The 15,349-nt window shown below is 72.0% G+C and carries 10 protein-coding genes and 3 pseudogenes; 6 read left to right on the forward strand and 7 right to left on the reverse strand.

Going from position 1 to position 15,349, the window contains the following annotated elements; all coding sequences use genetic code 11:
• From ACWCO3_RS19175 to mraZ, 4 genes and pseudogenes are all read right to left on the reverse strand, one after another.
• Positions 1-271: pseudogene (locus ACWCO3_RS19175) on the reverse strand (penicillin-binding protein 2); the annotation flags it as partial.
• Between the two features lie 3 nt (positions 272-274).
• Complete coding sequence (locus ACWCO3_RS19180; protein WP_450011234.1) at positions 275-880, reverse strand: hypothetical protein; 606 nt, start codon at positions 878-880, stop codon at positions 275-277.
• Positions 870-1,991 (reverse strand): annotated as a pseudogene (gene rsmH, locus ACWCO3_RS19185) (16S rRNA (cytosine(1402)-N(4))-methyltransferase RsmH). Before rsmH ends, ACWCO3_RS19180 begins: the two are co-directional and overlap by 11 nt.
• A gap of 192 nt (positions 1,992-2,183) precedes the next feature.
• Positions 2,184-2,615: a division/cell wall cluster transcriptional repressor MraZ gene (mraZ, locus tag ACWCO3_RS19190; RefSeq protein WP_030488958.1), complete on the reverse strand. Its 432-nt coding sequence runs from the start codon at positions 2,613-2,615 to the stop codon at positions 2,184-2,186.
• A 355-nt stretch (positions 2,616-2,970) separates the two neighbouring features.
• On the opposite strand from mraZ, the gene ACWCO3_RS19195 reads away from it, so the two are divergent.
• The 3 genes from ACWCO3_RS19195 to ACWCO3_RS19205 are packed head-to-tail and all read left to right on the forward strand — an operon-like array spanning position 2,971 to position 5,607.
• Positions 2,971-4,218: a MurT ligase domain-containing protein gene (locus ACWCO3_RS19195; protein WP_145785525.1), complete on the forward strand. Its 1,248-nt coding sequence runs from the start codon at positions 2,971-2,973 to the stop codon at positions 4,216-4,218.
• Positions 4,208-4,927 carry a type 1 glutamine amidotransferase gene (locus ACWCO3_RS19200; RefSeq protein ID WP_145779722.1) on the forward strand — a complete coding sequence of 240 codons (720 nt, stop codon included), beginning with the start codon at positions 4,208-4,210 and terminating at the stop codon, positions 4,925-4,927. Before ACWCO3_RS19195 ends, ACWCO3_RS19200 begins: the two co-directional genes overlap by 11 nt.
• Positions 4,924-5,607, forward strand: coding sequence for a TVP38/TMEM64 family protein (locus ACWCO3_RS19205; RefSeq protein ID WP_450011237.1), 684 nt, complete (start codon positions 4,924-4,926; stop codon positions 5,605-5,607). The genes ACWCO3_RS19200 and ACWCO3_RS19205 overlap by 4 nt, the downstream gene beginning before the upstream one ends.
• A 151-nt stretch (positions 5,608-5,758) precedes the next feature.
• Here ACWCO3_RS19205 and leuS read toward each other — a convergent pair whose 3' ends face one another.
• Positions 5,759-8,599, reverse strand: a complete 2,841-nt coding sequence (gene leuS, locus ACWCO3_RS19210) for a leucine--tRNA ligase (RefSeq protein WP_450011239.1) — start codon at positions 8,597-8,599, stop codon at positions 5,759-5,761.
• A 402-nt stretch (positions 8,600-9,001) separates the two neighbouring features.
• On the opposite strand from leuS, the gene ACWCO3_RS19215 reads away from it, so the two are divergent.
• From ACWCO3_RS19215 to ACWCO3_RS19225, 3 genes are read left to right on the forward strand one after another with little or no spacing between them, the layout of a single operon-like run.
• Positions 9,002-10,054 carry an AAA family ATPase gene (locus tag ACWCO3_RS19215; protein WP_088988401.1) on the forward strand — a complete coding sequence of 351 codons (1,053 nt, stop codon included), beginning with the start codon at positions 9,002-9,004 and terminating at the stop codon, positions 10,052-10,054.
• 1 nt (position 10,055) lies between these two features.
• On the forward strand, positions 10,056-11,354 hold the full coding sequence (locus ACWCO3_RS19220) for a DUF58 domain-containing protein (protein ID WP_354886950.1): 1,299 nt from the start codon (positions 10,056-10,058) through the stop codon (positions 11,352-11,354).
• A gap of 16 nt (positions 11,355-11,370) precedes the next feature.
• A complete protein-coding gene (locus ACWCO3_RS19225; RefSeq protein WP_358075824.1) occupies positions 11,371-13,839 on the forward strand; it encodes a transglutaminase TgpA family protein in 2,469 nt (822 codons plus the stop codon).
• Between the two features lie 232 nt (positions 13,840-14,071).
• On the opposite strand, the gene ACWCO3_RS19230 is transcribed toward ACWCO3_RS19225, so the two are convergent.
• On the reverse strand, positions 14,072-14,470 hold the full coding sequence (locus tag ACWCO3_RS19230) for a DUF3040 domain-containing protein (protein ID WP_030334542.1): 399 nt from the start codon (positions 14,468-14,470) through the stop codon (positions 14,072-14,074).
• A 117-nt stretch (positions 14,471-14,587) separates the two neighbouring features.
• A pseudogene (locus ACWCO3_RS19235) lies at positions 14,588-15,283 on the reverse strand (DinB/UmuC family translesion DNA polymerase); the annotation flags it as partial.
• Positions 15,284-15,349 lie beyond the last annotated feature (66 nt).

The raw sequence follows: 15,349 nt of genomic DNA on the forward strand, positions 1-15,349 counted from the left end.
CGCCGTCGAGCACCTGCAGGGCCGGTCGGAAGGGGTCGCCGGAGCGGGTGCTGCGCGGCGTACGACGCTGCTCGGCGCCCCCGCCGCGGGCCGGCGTGCCGCGCTCGTCACGGACCGTCCGACCCCTCGGGGTGTACGCGCGAGCACCCGAGATCCCCCCGATGCCGGGCTCGCTGCTGCGCGACTCGTCGTCGGCGGGGCTGGCGTCACGCGAAGAACCGCGCCGGGCCCCCTTCGGGTCCCGGCGCGGTTCGTCCGACCTCGGCGGCACTGGTCAGCCTCCCGCACCCTGGCTGGTCACCGACGGCTGGCCGCTCGCGGGCTGCGGCACCTCCAGCGTCTTGCCGTCGGGCAGCCGGATGTAGCCCGGCTCGCCGGCGTCCACCAGGCCCAGCCGCCGCGCCTCGGCGGTCAGGTTGCCCGGCGCCTCGGCTTCGGCGATCTGCTTGTCCAGTTGCTGCTTCTCCAGGTCCAGTCGAGCCTGCTGCTGCTGCAGCCGCTCCAACCGGAACGCGTTTTCATTGATCTTGGTGTTGACCGCCAGGATGCCGAGCACCCCACCGACCACCAGCACCACGATCAGCGCCGCGAACGGCGCACGCGGCACCGACACCGGCGGTGGTGGTGCCACCCGCAGCCGGGGCGGCCGCGCGCTGGTGGCGGCACCGGCCTTCTCGACCGGCCGCAGCGCAGCGGTGCCCTGGGTGGGGAACTCGCGCGCCCCCCGGGCGCGAGTCTCCCCCTGCCGGTTCACTCGATCGATGCGTGGCGTACCGTTTCCGGGGCGCGGAGCCCGCTCCGCCGCGGTCCGGCCCCCCGACCGCGGTGCGCGCTGCTCGCCGCCGGTGACGCCCCGGCGGTCGCGCTTGTCAATGCTCATGTCCCTCCCCCTCAACATCCGTCCCTCTGCCGTCCCGGTGCCGCTGATCCCCCACGGATCAGCCGGACCCCGTGCCCGGTTGGTGCATTCCCTTCACCCGTCGGCGAGACCGTTCGCGGTCGGTCCGCCCCTGCTCAGTCGCGTTCGGGTCGAGTCGTTCCGCTGCCCGCAGCCGCACCGATGCGGCCCGCGGGTTCGCGGCGACCTCCGCCTCCCCGGGAAGTTCGGCGCCCCGGCTGAGCAGCCGGAACGTCGGACCCGACCCGGGAAGCTCGACCGGGAGGTCGACCGGGCCCTTACTGCGGACCCGGTCCGCGAGCGCCGCCTTGGTGAGCCGGTCCTCCAACGAGTGGTAGGACAGGACCACCATGCGACCGCCCACGGTCAGTGCGTCGAGCGCGGATGGCAACGCTGTCTCCAGCGCTGCCAGCTCTCTGTTTACCTCGATCCGTAAAGCCTGAAACGTTCTCTTTGCCGGGTGCCCACCCGTTCGTCGGGCTGGTGCCGGAATCGACTCCCGGACCAGCTCCGCCAACCGCGCGGAGGAGGTGATCCGGCCGCGTTCCCGCTCCCGCAGGATCGCCGAGGCGATCCGGCCGGCGAACTTCTCCTCGCCGTAGACCCGCAGCACCCGAGCCAGGTCCGGATGCGGGTAGGTGTTGACCACCTCCTCGGCAGTCACCCCCCGGGTCTGGTCCATCCGCATGTCCAGGGGCGCGTCCTGGGCGTACGCGAACCCGCGGTCGGGCGCGTCCAACTGCAACGACGAAACACCCAGATCGAACAGGATCCCGTCGATGCCCGGATAGCCCAGCCGGTCCAGCACATCCGGCAACTCGTCGTAGACGGCGTGCTCCAGGTGCACCCGATCGGCGAACCGAGCCAGTCGAACCCGCGCGTGGGCGAGCGCCTCGGTGTCCCGGTCGAGCCCGATCAGGACCGTCTCCGGGTGCGCCTCCAGCACCGCCTCCGCATGCCCGGCCAGGCCGAGCGTCGCGTCGACGTGGACCGTCCGGCCGCCTCGACCCAGCGCGGGGGCCAGCAGCTCGAGACACCGCTCGAGCAGCACCGGCACGTGCGTGCCGCGCAACTCCCCCATGTTGACCCCCACTGGTTGAAACGTCCGTTCTTCTCGTGCGCCTGTCGTCGGACGGCGCTGCCGTCGTACCGCCAGATCCCCATCCGCTCCCGCCTGACACCGGACTCGCGCCGATGACTGGATCGTGCGCCTGGCACCGGGGAAGGGATGCCAGGAACTCGAAAGCGGCTGGAGATCTCGCAGTACGTCGGGCGCCGTTCCGCCCTACAGACCGCCGGGCAGCACCCCCTCCTCAATGTCGGCGAAGTCGTCTTCGCTCTCGGCGAGGTAGGTCTCCCAGGCGACCTTGTCCCAGATCTCCACCCGCGTGCTCGCGCCGATCACCACCAACTCGCGGTCCAGAGCGGCGTACGCCCGGAGGTGAGCGGGGATGGTCACCCGACCCTGCTTGTCCGGAACCTCGTCGTGCGCGCTGGCGAAGAAGACCCGGCTGTAGGCCCGGGCCGCCTTGTGTGTCATCGGCTGCGCGCGCAACTGCTCCGCGATGCGCTGGAACTCAGGGGTGGGGAAGACGTAGAGGCAGCGCTCCTGCCCTTTGGTGACCACAACACCCCCCGCCAGCTCATCTCGAAACTTGGCCGGAAGGATCAGCCGGCCCTTTTCGTCCAGGCGTGGAGTGTGGGTGCCGAGAAACACGGCCCTACCCCCCTTGCCCCTGAGCGGCGTTCGCGGCGCCGCTGACCCCCCGGGCCGGTGAGCCCTCCCGGCCTCACCATTGGTCCCCACTCTACTCCACTTCCCTCCACCCGCAACCAGATTCGCCCGCGTGGCGTGCCCGATCCGGCGGCAAAACCGCACGTCACAAGGGGTGGAGTGGAGTGGAGGGCCGTCGCGCCCCTCCGGCGTGGTCCGCTTTCCGACATAGATCGACTCCGTCCGGCGGAGTCCCGACCGGCCGCCCGCGCAGCCGCCACGGCCGAACGGTTCACCGTCGGCGGCGATCTGGCGGGGCGGGCGGTCCGGTAACCTCGCTCGCGTGACGGACGCGAAAATGCCCCTACGGGCCAAGGTGGCCAGCTCCGTGTCACGGACCGCCGCGGCGCTCTCCAGGGCGGCCGGCCGTGGCGACGGTTCGGTGATCGGTGGCTGGATCGGCCTGAAGATCGACCCGGACCTGCTGGCCCACCTGTCGGCCGGACGTGCGATCGCGCTCGTCTCCGGCACCAACGGCAAGACCACCACCACCCGGCTGACATCCGCGGCGGTCGGCGTGCTCGGCCGGGTCGCCACCAACTCGTTCGGCGCCAACATGCCCACCGGGCACACCTCGGCGCTGGCCAAGGCCGGCAGCACCCCGTACGCGGTGCTGGAGGTCGACGAGCACTACCTCGCCCAGGTGCTGGAGGCGACCGAGCCGCACGTGGTCGCGCTGCTCAACCTCTCCCGCGACCAGCTGGACCGCGCCAAGGAGGTCGCCATGATGGCGCAGCTCTGGCGCGCGGCCCTGGTCCGGCACACCGATGTCCGGGTGGTGGCCAACGCCGACGACCCGCTGGTGGTCTGGGCGGCCACGCCGCCGGGCGACCCCGCCCGCGGCATCAACCCGCCGCACGTGACCTGGTTCAGCGCCGGTCAGCGCTGGCACGACGACTCCTGGGTCTGCCCGGAGTGCGGCTCCACCATCGCGCGCTCCGGCGACCAGTGGTGGTGCACCGGCTGTCCGCTGCGCCGACCGGAGCCGCAGTGGGTCGTCGAGGACGAAGGGGTGCTCGACCCCACCGGCGCCTGGCACAAGGTCTCCCTGCAACTGCCCGGGAAGGTCAACGTCGGCAACGCGGCGACCGCGCTGGCCGTGGCCGCCGAGTTCGGGGTCCGTCCGGTCGACGCGGTGTCCCGCCTCGGCATCGTCACCTCGGTCGCCGGTCGTTACGCCCAGGTCGACAAGGACGGGCGCAACATCCGGCTGCTGCTGGCCAAGAACCCGGCCAGCTGGCTGGAGGCGTTCGACATGGCCGACAACGCGCCGACCCTGCTCTCCATCAACGCGCGCGACCCCGACGGCCTCGACACGTCCTGGCTCTTCGACGTCGACTTCGCCCCGCTCCGCGGCCGGCAGGTGTTGATCACCGGTGACCGGGCATACGACCTGGCGGTTCGGTTGGACGTCAACGACGTGCCCTTCCAGCACGTCCGCACGTTCGAGGACGCCATCCGGTCGGTCCCGCCCGGGCGGCTGGAGGTCATCGCGAACTACACCGCGTTCCAGGACATCCGAGCGGAGTTGGACCGTGTCATCTGAGAGCCTGCGCATCGTCTGGATCTACCCCGACCTGCTGTCCACCTACGGCGACCGGGGCAATGCCCTGATCCTCGCCCGCCGGGCCCGCCAACGGGGGATGCCGGTCGAGGTGGTGGAGGTGCGCTCCGACCAGAAACTGCCCGCTACCGCCGACATCTACCTGGTCGGCGGCGGCGAGGACGGCCCGCAGGCGTTGGGCGCGCAGCGGCTGATCGCCGACGGCGGTCTGCACCGGGCGGTCGCCCAGGGCTCGGTCGTGTTCGGCGTCTGCGCCGGCTACCAACTGCTCGGCACCTCCTTCTTCGCCAAGGGCGTGCAGTGCCGTGGGCTGGAGATGCTCGACCTGCAGTCCGACCGAGGCGAGAGCCGGGCCGTGGGTGAGCTGGCCGGCGAGATCGACCCTCGACTGGGTCTGCCCCCGCTGACCGGTTTCGAGAACCACGGCGGCCGCACCCACCTCGGCCCCGAGGTCTCCCCGCTGGCCCGGATCACCGCCGGGATCGGCAACGACGGCACCACCGAGGGCGCGTGGCGCGGCAAGCTGCTGGGCACCTACTCGCACGGCCCGGCGCTCGCCCGCAACCCGGCCCTCGCCGACCTGCTGCTGCGGTGGGCCACCGGGGCGCACCAGCTCCCGCCGCTCGACGACACCTGGTCGGACCGGCTCCGCAACGAGCGCCGCTCCGCAGTGGCCGCCGCCCGGGCATGATCCGTGCCGTCCGACGGCTGCTCCGGCAGCCGTCGGCCGTCCGGTTCGCCCTGCTCGTGCTCCTGATCGGCGGTTGCGGGCTACTGCTGCTCCTGGTGCCCCGGCCGGATCCGGAGCACCTTCCGCTGCTGGCCGACAAGCTGGGCGACCTCGCCCCGGTCGCCGCGATCCTCGGCGGCGCGCTGCTGCTGGTCGCGCTGGTCCCCCGGACCTTCATCACGCTCGCTGCGGGCGCGATCTTCGGCCCGCTGGAAGGTGCCGCGTACGCCCTGGGCGCCGCCTTGGTGGCCGCGGCGATCGGGTTCACGGTCGGCCGGCTGCTCGGCCGAGAGTTCGTCGCCGAACGGGTCCGTGGTCGCCTGGCCCGCCTCGACGGCTGGTTCGCCCGGCAGAGCGTGTTCGGTGTGGTCACCGTCCGCCTGCTGCCGATCGCCGGCTTCGGTCTGGTCAGCTACGGGTACGGCACGACCGGCGCCCGCGTGCTGCCGTTCCTGGCCGGCAGCGTCATCGCATCCGTGCCGACCGCGTTCGGCTACGCGGCGATCGGCGCCGCGGTCAGCTCCCCCGGTGAGATCAACTGGTACGCCGCAGCCCCGGCCAGCCTCGGCCTGATCGCCAGCGTGGTGCTCGTCCACCAGTGGTGGCGCGCCGAACGCCGCCGCCGGCGGATGCCGGTCTGACCATGCCCGAATCGGCCGCCTGATCCGCCCCGCCCCGAGGCGGACACCCCGGAGAGTGTGATGCCGCAGTGGAATCTAGATTCCACTGCGGCATCACGCTCAGAACCGCACCCGTCTCCGCCGACGTCACGCTGCGTGCCGGCGGAGGGGGTCAGGCGACGACGGAGACCATCCGACCCTGGACGACAATGACCTTCCGGGGCTCCTTGCCGGCCAGCGTCGCGGCCACCGCCTCCAGGGCAGCTGTCCGGACGGTCTCCTCGGAGGCGTCGGCGGGGACCTCGATGCGGCCACGGACCTTGCCGTTGACCTGCACCGGATAGGTCACCGTGTCGGCCACCAGCAGCGCCGGGTCGGCCGTCGGGAAGTCCGCGTACGTCAGCGAGGTATCGTGGCCCAGCTTGCGCCACAGCTCCTCGGCCATGTGCGGGGCGAACGGCGCCACCATCAGCACCAGCGGCTCGGCCACCTCGCGGGGCGTGGCCGACAGGCCGGTCAGCCCGTTGGTCAGCTGGATCAGCTTGGCGATCGCGGTGTTGAACCGGATGCCGTCCATGTCGCCACGGACGCCGTCGATCACCCGGTGCAGCAGCCGACGGGTCGCCTCGTCGGCCAGGTCCTCGGTGATCCGCAGCTCGCCGGTCTGCTCGTCGATGACGGCCCGCCACACCCGCTGCAGGAACCGGTACGACCCGACCACCGCCCGGGTCTCCCAGGGGCGGGACACCTCCAGCGGGCCCATCGACATCTCGTACACCCGGAAGGTGTCCGCGCCGTACGCGGCGCACATGTCGTCGGGGGTCACCACGTTCTTCAGCGACTTGCCCATCTTGCCGTACTCGCGGTTGACCACCAGGTCTTCCAGGTAGTACGCGCCGTCGCGCTCGACCACGTCCTCGGCCTGCACGTAACTGCCACGCGAGTCGGTGTACGCGTACGCCTGGATCATGCCCTGGTTGAACAGCTTGCGGAACGGCTCGAACGACGACACGTGGCCCAGGTCGAACAGCACCTTGTGCCAGAAGCGCGCGTACAGCAGGTGCAGCACGGCGTGCTCGGCACCACCGACGTACAGGTCGGTGCCGCCGCAGTCGCCGTCGCCGCGCGGGCCCATCCAGTAGCGCTCGTTCTCGGCGTCGACGAACCGGTCGCTGTTGGTCGGGTCCAGGTAGCGCATCTCGTACCAGCAGGAACCGGCCCACTGCGGCATCACGTTGGTCTCGCGGGTGTAGCGCTTCGGCCCGTCACCCAGGTCCAGCTCGACCTCGACCCAGTCCCGCCGCCGCGACAGCGGGGTCTCCGGGTTGCTGTCCGCGTCGTCGGCGGCGAACGTCTTCGGCGAGAAGTCGTCCACCTCCGGCAGCTCGACCGGCAGCATCTCCTCCGGCAGGGCGATGGCCGCGCCGGTCTCGTCGTAGACGATGGGGAACGGCTCGCCCCAGTAGCGCTGCCGGGAGAACAGCCAGTCGCGCAGCCGGTAGGTGACCGCGCCGGTGCCGTGCCCGTTCGCCTCCAGCCAGGCGATGATCCTCGCCTTGGCGTCGGCGACCCCCAGCCCGTTCAGGTCCAGGCCGCGCTCGGGCGCGGCGCTGTTGATCGCCGGACCGTCACCGGTGTACGCCTTGCCGTCGAAGCCCTCCGCCGGCTGCACGGTACGCACGATGGGCAGCTCGAAGACCTCGGCGAACGCCCAGTCCCGCTCGTCCTGGGCCGGCACCGCCATGATCGCGCCGGTGCCGTAGCCGGCCAGCACGTAGTCGGCCACGAAGATCGGGATCTGCCCGCCGGTGACCGGGTTGGTGGCGTACGCGCCGATGAAGACGCCGGTCTTCTCCTTGGTGTCGGACTGCCGCTCGACGTCGGTCTTGGCCGCCGCGGCCTTGCGGTACGCCTCGATGGCCGCCCGAGGGCTGGTGTGCCCGCCGGTCCAGGCGTCGCGCGTCCCGTCCGGCCAGGCGGCCGGCGCCAGCACGTCGACCAGCTCGTGCTCGGGCGCCAGCACCATGTAGGTGGCCCCGAAGACGGTGTCCGGACGGGTCGTGAACACCCGGACGGGCGCGGCGGCGGTCGGGAAGTCGATGTGCGCGCCCTGGGAGCGGCCGATCCAGTTGCGCTGCATCAGCTTGATCGGCTCGGGCCAGTCCAGGCTGTCCAGGTCGTCCAGCAGCCGGTCACCGTACGCGGTGATCCGCATCATCCACTGCTTCAGGTTGCGCTTGAAGACCGGGAAGTTGCCCCGCTCGGACCGGCCGTCGGCGGTGACCTCCTCGTTGGCCAGCACGGTGCCCAGCCCCGGGCACCAGTTCACCGGGGCGTGCGACACGTACGCCAGGCGGTGGTCGTCGACGACCTGGCGGCGCTCGGCGACGCTCAGCTCGGCCCAGGCCCGGCCGTCCGGGGTGGGCCGGTTGCCGCCCTCGAACTCGGCGATCAGCTCGGCGATCGGGCGGGCCCGGCCGGCGTCGCGGTCGTACCAGGAGTTGAAGATCTGCAGGAAGATCCACTGGGTCCAGCGGTAGAAGTCGGTGTCGATGGTCGCCACCGAACGGCGCTCGTCGTGCGCCAGGCCCAGTCGACGCAGCTGCGCCTTGTACCGCTCGATGTTCGCCACCGTGGTGGTCCTGGGGTGGGTGCCGGTCTGCACCGCGTACTGCTCGGCGGGCAGGCCGAACGCGTCGAAGCCCATCGCGTGCAGCACGTTGCGGCCGGCCATCCGCTGGTAGCGGGCGTAGCAGTCGGTGCCGATGTATCCCAGCGGGTGACCGACGTGCAGGCCGGCACCGGACGGGTACGGGAACATGTCCAGCACGTACAGCTTCTCCGCGCCGGCGCGGGGGTGGGTCGGGTCGGCCAGCGGGCCGGTCGGGTTCGGTGCGTGGAAGGTGCCCTCGCGCGCCCAGGTGGCCTGCCAACGGATCTCGATCTCGTCGGCCAGGGCCGCGGTGTACCGGAACGGGGGAATGTCGCCCGCCGGTGCGGCTGCCTCACTCATCGTCTCTCCTCGCTTCGCTTCGCTTCGTCTCGGCGCCACCGGGCCGGGCCGGCGGCGGGCACAAAAAAGCCCCTCGCGCAGGAGGGGCCGCCGTGCTGTCGCTGCGTTCAGCGCATCAGCACGGCCCGGTAAGAAGCAGGAAGACTCCGGCCATGTCCCGCAGTGTACCTCGCCCACGGTTCGGTCTGCCGGCCCCCGGCCGGGCCGAACCCGTTCCCCCGAGCTGGCGAATATCGGTGCGTAACCGACGGACTACCTGCGGGGGTCGGCGATAACGACAAACATGGTTAGCCTGAGAGACCAGTGAGATTCCTGCGGCAATCGAGGCTCGACGTCGCGAACCCAACGGCGGGTCCAGGTGCTCTAGTCAGAGCTGCCGTGACGGCGACGAGGAGGAGGCCCGTGACACAACAGACCTGGGACGAGGTGGGCGGCCTACTGCCGCACGACGAGTTCCGCGCCGCCAGCGAGGCCATCGTGGCCAACATCGAGCAGGTCATCGAGGGTAAGACCGCCACCGTGCGGCTCGCCCTGGCCGTCCTGCTCGCCGAGGGTCACCTCCTGATCGAAGACGTCCCGGGTGTCGGCAAGACCAAGCTGGCCAAGGCCCTCGCGCGGTCCATCGACTGCACGGTGCGGCGCATCCAGTTCACCCCTGACCTGCTGCCCAGCGACGTCACCGGTGTCAGCGTCTACAACCAGGAGACGCACGACTTCGAGTTCCGCCCCGGTGCGGTGTTCGCCAACCTGGTGGTCGGTGACGAGATCAACCGGGCCTCGCCGAAGACCCAGTCGGCGTTGCTGGAGTGCATGGAGGAGCGGCAGGTCACCGTCGACGGCGTGACCTACCAGCTGCAGACCCCGTTCATGGTCATCGCCACGCAGAACCCGATCGAGATGGAGGGGACGTACCCGCTCCCCGAGGCGCAGCGTGACCGCTTCACCGCCCGCATCGCGATGGGCTACCCGGACGTCAACGCCGAACTGGCCATGCTCGACGGGCACGGCGCCACCGACCCGCTGCACGAGCTGCGCCCGGTGTCCGACGCGAACATCGTCCGGCAGCTGATCTCCACCGTCCGGCAGGTGCACGTCGCGGACGCCGTCAAGCAGTACGCGATCGACCTGGTCACCGCCACCCGCGAGGCCCCCGACCTGCGGCTCGGCGCCTCCCCCCGGGCGACCCTGCAACTGCTGCGCACCGCCCGGGCGGTCGCCGCCCTGGAGGGTCGCGACTACGTCCTCCCCGACGACCTGCAGGCCCTGGCGGTGCCGGTGCTCGCGCACCGGATCATCCCGACGGCCGACGCGCAGCTCGCCCGACGCACCACCGACGCGATCGTCTCCGAGCTGGTGCACCGCCTTCCACTGCCGCACGACCGGCAGCGCAACCCGTACGACACCCGGCCCGCCACCGGCAACGGTCGCGCGCCCTACGAGCCGCGGAGGCCGTGACGTGCGTGCCGGGCTGCGCGGGCTGACCACCCGCGGGCGCTCCTTCCTCGCCGCCGCGCTCGCGGCGGCGCTCTCGGCGGGCATCCTGGGCGAGAAGGACCTGCTGCGGGTGGCGGTGCTGTTGGGCATCCTGCCGTTGCTGGCCGCGGCCTACGTCGGGCGCAGCCGCTACAAGCTGGCCTGCAACCGTTCACTGGACCCGCACCGGGTTCCGGTCGGCGCCAACTCCCGCGTGGTGCTGCGCCTGCAGAACCTCTCCCGGCTGCCGACCGGCACCCTCCTTCTGGAGGACCGGCTGCCCTACGCGCTGGGCAGCCGACCCCGGGTCGTGTTGGAGCGGCTCGGCGCACACCAGGCCACCTCCGTGGCGTACACGGTGCGGGCCGACGTGCGGGGTCGCTACGACGTGGGTCCGCTGGTGGTCCGGATGACCGACCCGTTCGGCCTGTGCGAGCTCACCAGGTCCTTCCCCAGCACCGACCACCTGACGGTCATCCCGCAGGTCACCCCACTGCCGTCGGTGCGGCTCCCCGGGGAGTACGCGGGCAGCGGCGACAGCCGGGCCCGGTCGGTGGCGGTGCACGGCGAGGACGACGCGGCGACCCGGGAGTACCGGCGCGGCGACGACCTGCGGCGGGTGCACTGGAAGTCCACCGCCCGCACCGGCGAGCTGATGGTGCGCCGCGAGGAGCAGCCGTGGGAGAGCCGGGCCACAGTGGTCCTGGACACCCGCGCCTACGGCCACCGCGGCGAGGGGCCGACGGCAAGCTTCGAGTGGTCCGTCTCCGCCGCCGCGAGCATCGCCGTCCACCTGCGCCAGGCCGGTTACAAGTTGCGCCTGGTCACCGGCTCCGGTGCGGACGTGGACGCCTCGGAGGCCGGCGGTGACGGGACGCTGCTCGACCACCTCGCGGAGGTCCGGCTGGATCAACGCGCCGAGGTGACCGACCTCGTGCAACGGGTCCGCCAACGCTCCGACGGCGGCCTGATCATCGGGCTGTTCGGCACTGTGAGCGTGGCCGAGGCCGAGCTGCTGGCCGGGCTGCGCGGCAACGGCGCCACCTGTATCGGGTTCCTGCTGAGCAGCTCGACCTGGCTCAGCCTGCCGGAGAAGGCCCGGGCCGAGGCGGAGCACGCGCACGGCACCGCCGTCCTCGCCATGGTGCGCAGCGGCTGGCGGGTGGTCGGGGTCGACCACGGCAGCCGACTGCCCGCGTTGTGGCCGCAGGCCGGTCGGGGCTCCCAGGGCTTCGCCCTGCGGGCCGCGCTGGCCGAGACGGTGGCCGGCGGCGTGCGATGAACGGAAGGTTCCCCTCATGAACGCCAGTCGCAACATCGGTGTGGTGGCGGCCGCGGCGACAGTGTTGGCGGCCGCGCCGCTGTCCGCCATCTTCGAGAGTTGGACGTGGCTGATCGAGTCCATCATCGCGGTCGCGGTGGTGGCCGGGGTGGCCGCGTTGACGAGGCTCGCCCGAGCACCCCTGTGGGGTCAGGTGCTGGGCATGCTCGCCGGCCTGATCCTCGCCCTGACCTGGTTGTTCCCCAGCGGCTCGGAGCTGCTCGCCTTCCTGCCCACGCCGGGCACGTTCGCGCACTTCAGCGAGCTGGTCGCCGGGTCCGCCGAGGACATGCGCTCGTACGGCGTCGAGGTTCCCGACACCGACCCGCTGCTGTTCATCACCGTGCTCGGCGTCGCCGGGGTGGCAGTGCTCGTCGACGTTTTGGCCGTCGGGCTGCGTCGGCCCGCGCTGGCCGGGCTGCCGATGCTCGCCATCTACTCGGTGCCGGTCGCCGTCTACGTGGACAGCGTCCCCGCGGTGCCGTTCGTGGTGGGCGCCATCGGTTACCTGTGGCTGCTGGTCACCGACAACGTCGACCGCGTACGCCGCTTCGGGCGGCGGTTCACCGGTGACGGCCGCGACGTCGACGTGTGGGAGGCCTCGCCGCTGGCGTCCGCCGGCCGCCGGCTCGCGGTGATCGGGGTGGCCGTGGCGGTGGTCCTGCCCCTGGCGGTGCCGGGTATGACCGGTGGGATGCTCGACAGCATCAGCCGGGGGTCGGGGAACGGCACCGGGACCGGGAACGGGTCGGGCGGCACGTCGGGTCGGATCGACCTGTTCGCGTCGCTCGCCGGCCAGCTCAACCAGTCGCAGGTGTTCGACATGGTCAAGGTCACCACCAACGAGGCGAACCCGTTCTACCTGCGCTACGCGGTCGCCGACGAGCTGCGTCCGGCTGGTTTCCTGGCGCGCAGCCCGAGCGGCCGGCCGGCGAACCGGGACCTGCCGGACCCGGCCGACCGGGCCGCCCGAGGCGTGCAGCGCACCACCTACCGGGCGACGGTCGAGGTCACCAAGAGCCTGAGCATGGCGCTGATGCCGGTGTACGCCGAGCCGGTGCGCACCGAGGACCTCAGCGGCAACTGGCTGTACGACCCCAACCAGCAGATCGTCTTCTCCAACCGGGAGAACTCCCGGGGCCGCAAGTACTCCTTCGACTACGTCCGCTCGACATACACCCCGGCGGTGCTGCGGGCCGCGCCGACGCTTCCGGCGGAGCACCCGGTACGTCGGCAGATGACCGCCACCCCCGATCGGGTGCCCGAGGTGGATGAGCTGGTCGCGGGGCTGATCCAGGGCAAGCGCACCGACTACGACCGGGTGCTGGCGATCTACTCGCACTTCTCGGCGGACAACGGTTTCAAGTACCGGCTCAGCACCGAGAGCGGCAGCAGCGGGCAGGACATCGTCAACTTCCTGACCAACAAGGTCGGCTACTGCCAGCAGTACGCGGCGTCGATGGCCTGGCTGGTCCGCGCGGCTGGCATCCCGGCGCGGGTGGCGTTCGGGTTCACCAACGGCAGCAACCGCGACGGTGACACGATCACCCTGACCAACCTCAACCTGCACGCCTGGACCGAGGTCTTCTTCGACGGTGTCGGTTGGGTGCCCTTCGACGCCACTCCGGCGTACGGGGTGCCCGGCTCCACCCGATCGGCCTGGGCACCGGACACTGACGCGCCGGAGCCGACGACGCCGGGCACCGGTGTCACGGACACCCCGGCCGGTCCCGAGGCGTCGGCTGGGCCGGCCGGACCGGACAACGCGGACCGGGAGATCGACGAGGGGTTCTCCGCCGGCGGCACGACCCCCGAGGACCAGCCGCCGGTCTGGCCGTGGTGGGCGGCGGGACTGTTGGCCCTGTTGGCTCTCCTCGCGGTGCCTGCTCTGCGCCGGCTCGCGCTGCGGCGCCGACGGGGCGGGAGGGTGAGCGCCACCCCGGCCGCCACAGTTGTCGACGACGGCACCGAGCCTGGTGCCCGTGCGGTGGTGGTCACCGTGGACGCCGACCGTGCCCGCGCCGACGCACACGCAGCGTGGGCGGAGTTGCTCGACACTCTGGTGGACTTCCGGGTTCCGGTAGACCTGACGGAAACGCCCAGGGCGACCGCGGACCGGCTCGTTCGGGACACGCTCGACGACGCCGCAGCGGTGGAGTCGGCACGGCTGCTCGGCAGGGCGGAGGAGCGGGCCCGGTACGCGCGGGATCCGCTGACCGGTGAACGGTTGTCGCCGGCCCTCCGCACGGTCCGTGGGGCGCTCGCCGAGCGGGCGGACCGACGGACCCGCCTCCTCGCCGCGGTGCTACCACCGTCGGTGCTGCTGCGGTGGAGGACCGGCCTCGCGGACGCCTCCAGCCGAATGGTGGCGCTGACCGGGCGGGCCCGGTACCAGCTGCTGCGCTGGAACCCCCGGCGGCTGCTGGCCGACCGGGCGACCCGCTGACGAACGTCCGTCCAGGTTGGGGGGCGGCGGCAGACCGCCGCCGCCCCCACCTGAGCCCACCTGCCCGCCCCACCCCTGGAGCCCTGACCCGTCAGGCGCGGTAGCGCCACGGGCGGGGTTCGGCTTTACAAGCGCGGGGCAGGGCGCGCGCGGACGCGACAAGGGTCGCCGGGAACGGTGCCCGGCGACCTGCTCGTCGCGGCGTACGACCCGCCTCAGCGGCGGGGTCGACTCACCGGTGTCCCTCCGGGCGCTGCCGCCACCTGTCCTCCATGCGGTCCAGGATCGACGACCGGCGACCGGATCGGCCGCCGCGGGGGCGACGACGACTCGTCGTGCCGCCCACCACATGCAGGTCCGGTGACTGCGCCCGCCGGTGCGACTGCACCGCGAACGCGGCCGACGCCAGCATGACGACGAAGCCTGCCACCGCCAGCGGTGGAGTCTTGATCACCGCGCCATAGACCAGTAGAGCCAAGCCAGCGATGATGACGCCGGCGGCGACGAGCAGGCGACGCCGCGCGTGGAAGCGCGGATCGCTGGCGCGCACGGCCGAGGCGAATTTGGGGTCCTCGGCAAGCGACCGCTCGATCTGCTCGAACAGCCGCTGCTCGTGCTCCGAGAGCGGCACGGCACTCCTCCCCGGTCACGTTGAGTCGGGCCCACTCGGGCCGACAGACCGTGGCAGCCAACCGGCTGCTTACCCGCAAGTCTACGAGGGGGGTCGCGCGTCGGAAAGCGGGACGACCTATGGGTGGGGTGGATTTTCCTTTCGGCGGGCATCAGGGTCGCCCATCAGACTGGCCGGACCTATGACGGACCGCCCGAAACGGGCAGCGGCGGCGTCCGCGGCAGCCTCCGCTTCGCGCCAGCCACGCTCGGGTGCGCCGAGAGTGAGCTGCCGGGGGGCACCCTGCGCGGAGGCGAGCCCTTCGACCCGGACACCGACGAGTCGGATCCGCTCACCCGGGTCCAATGCGGTGTAGAGCGCCCAGACCGTGTCGAACATCTCCCGGGCGGTGTCGGTGGGCACGTCGAGGGTGCGGGAGCGGCTGACGGTGCGGAAGTCCGCCAGCCGGACCTTGAGCGCCACGGTGCGTCCGACCTGCCCGGAACCGCGCAACCGGACGCCGACCTTCGCGCTCAGCGCGAGCAACGCGCGGCGGATCTCCAACGGGTCGGCCACGTCGACGTCGAAGGTCACCTCAGCGCCGATCGACTTGTCGACGTGCTCCGGGCTGACCCCGCGCGGGTCCCGTCCCCAGGCCAGCTCGTGCAGGTGCGCCGCCGAGGCCGCACCGACCGCCCGGCGGAGCATGCCCACCGGCGCCTCGGCGAGGTCGCCGACGGTGGACAGGCCGAGGCGGCGCAGCGCTTCGGCGGCGCGCTCCCCCACCCCCCACAGCGCGTCCACCGGCAGCGGGTGCAGGAAGTCGAGCAGCCTCGTCTCAGTTGGTGTGGGTCAGTCGCGTGGTGATGCGTAGACCGGTGAGGGTGTCGTTCAACCACG

The sequence above is a fragment of the Micromonospora sp. NPDC002411 genome (assembly GCF_053592955.1).

Bases quoted from the DNA above. Each gene is read 5' to 3' on its own strand.
- ACWCO3_RS19180 (WP_450011234.1), bottom strand. From the start codon at position 880: ATGAGCATTGACAAGCGCGACCGCCGGGGCGTCACCGGCGGCGAGCAG.
- ACWCO3_RS19195 (WP_145785525.1), top strand. From the start codon at position 2,971: ATGCCCCTACGGGCCAAGGTGGCCAGCTCCGTGTCACGGACCGCCGCG.
- ACWCO3_RS19205 (WP_450011237.1), top strand. From the start codon at position 4,924: ATGATCCGTGCCGTCCGACGGCTGCTCCGGCAGCCGTCGGCCGTCCGG.
- leuS (WP_450011239.1), bottom strand. From the start codon at position 8,599: ATGAGTGAGGCAGCCGCACCGGCGGGCGACATTCCCCCGTTCCGGTAC.
- ACWCO3_RS19225 (WP_358075824.1), top strand. From the start codon at position 11,371: ATGAACGCCAGTCGCAACATCGGTGTGGTGGCGGCCGCGGCGACAGTG.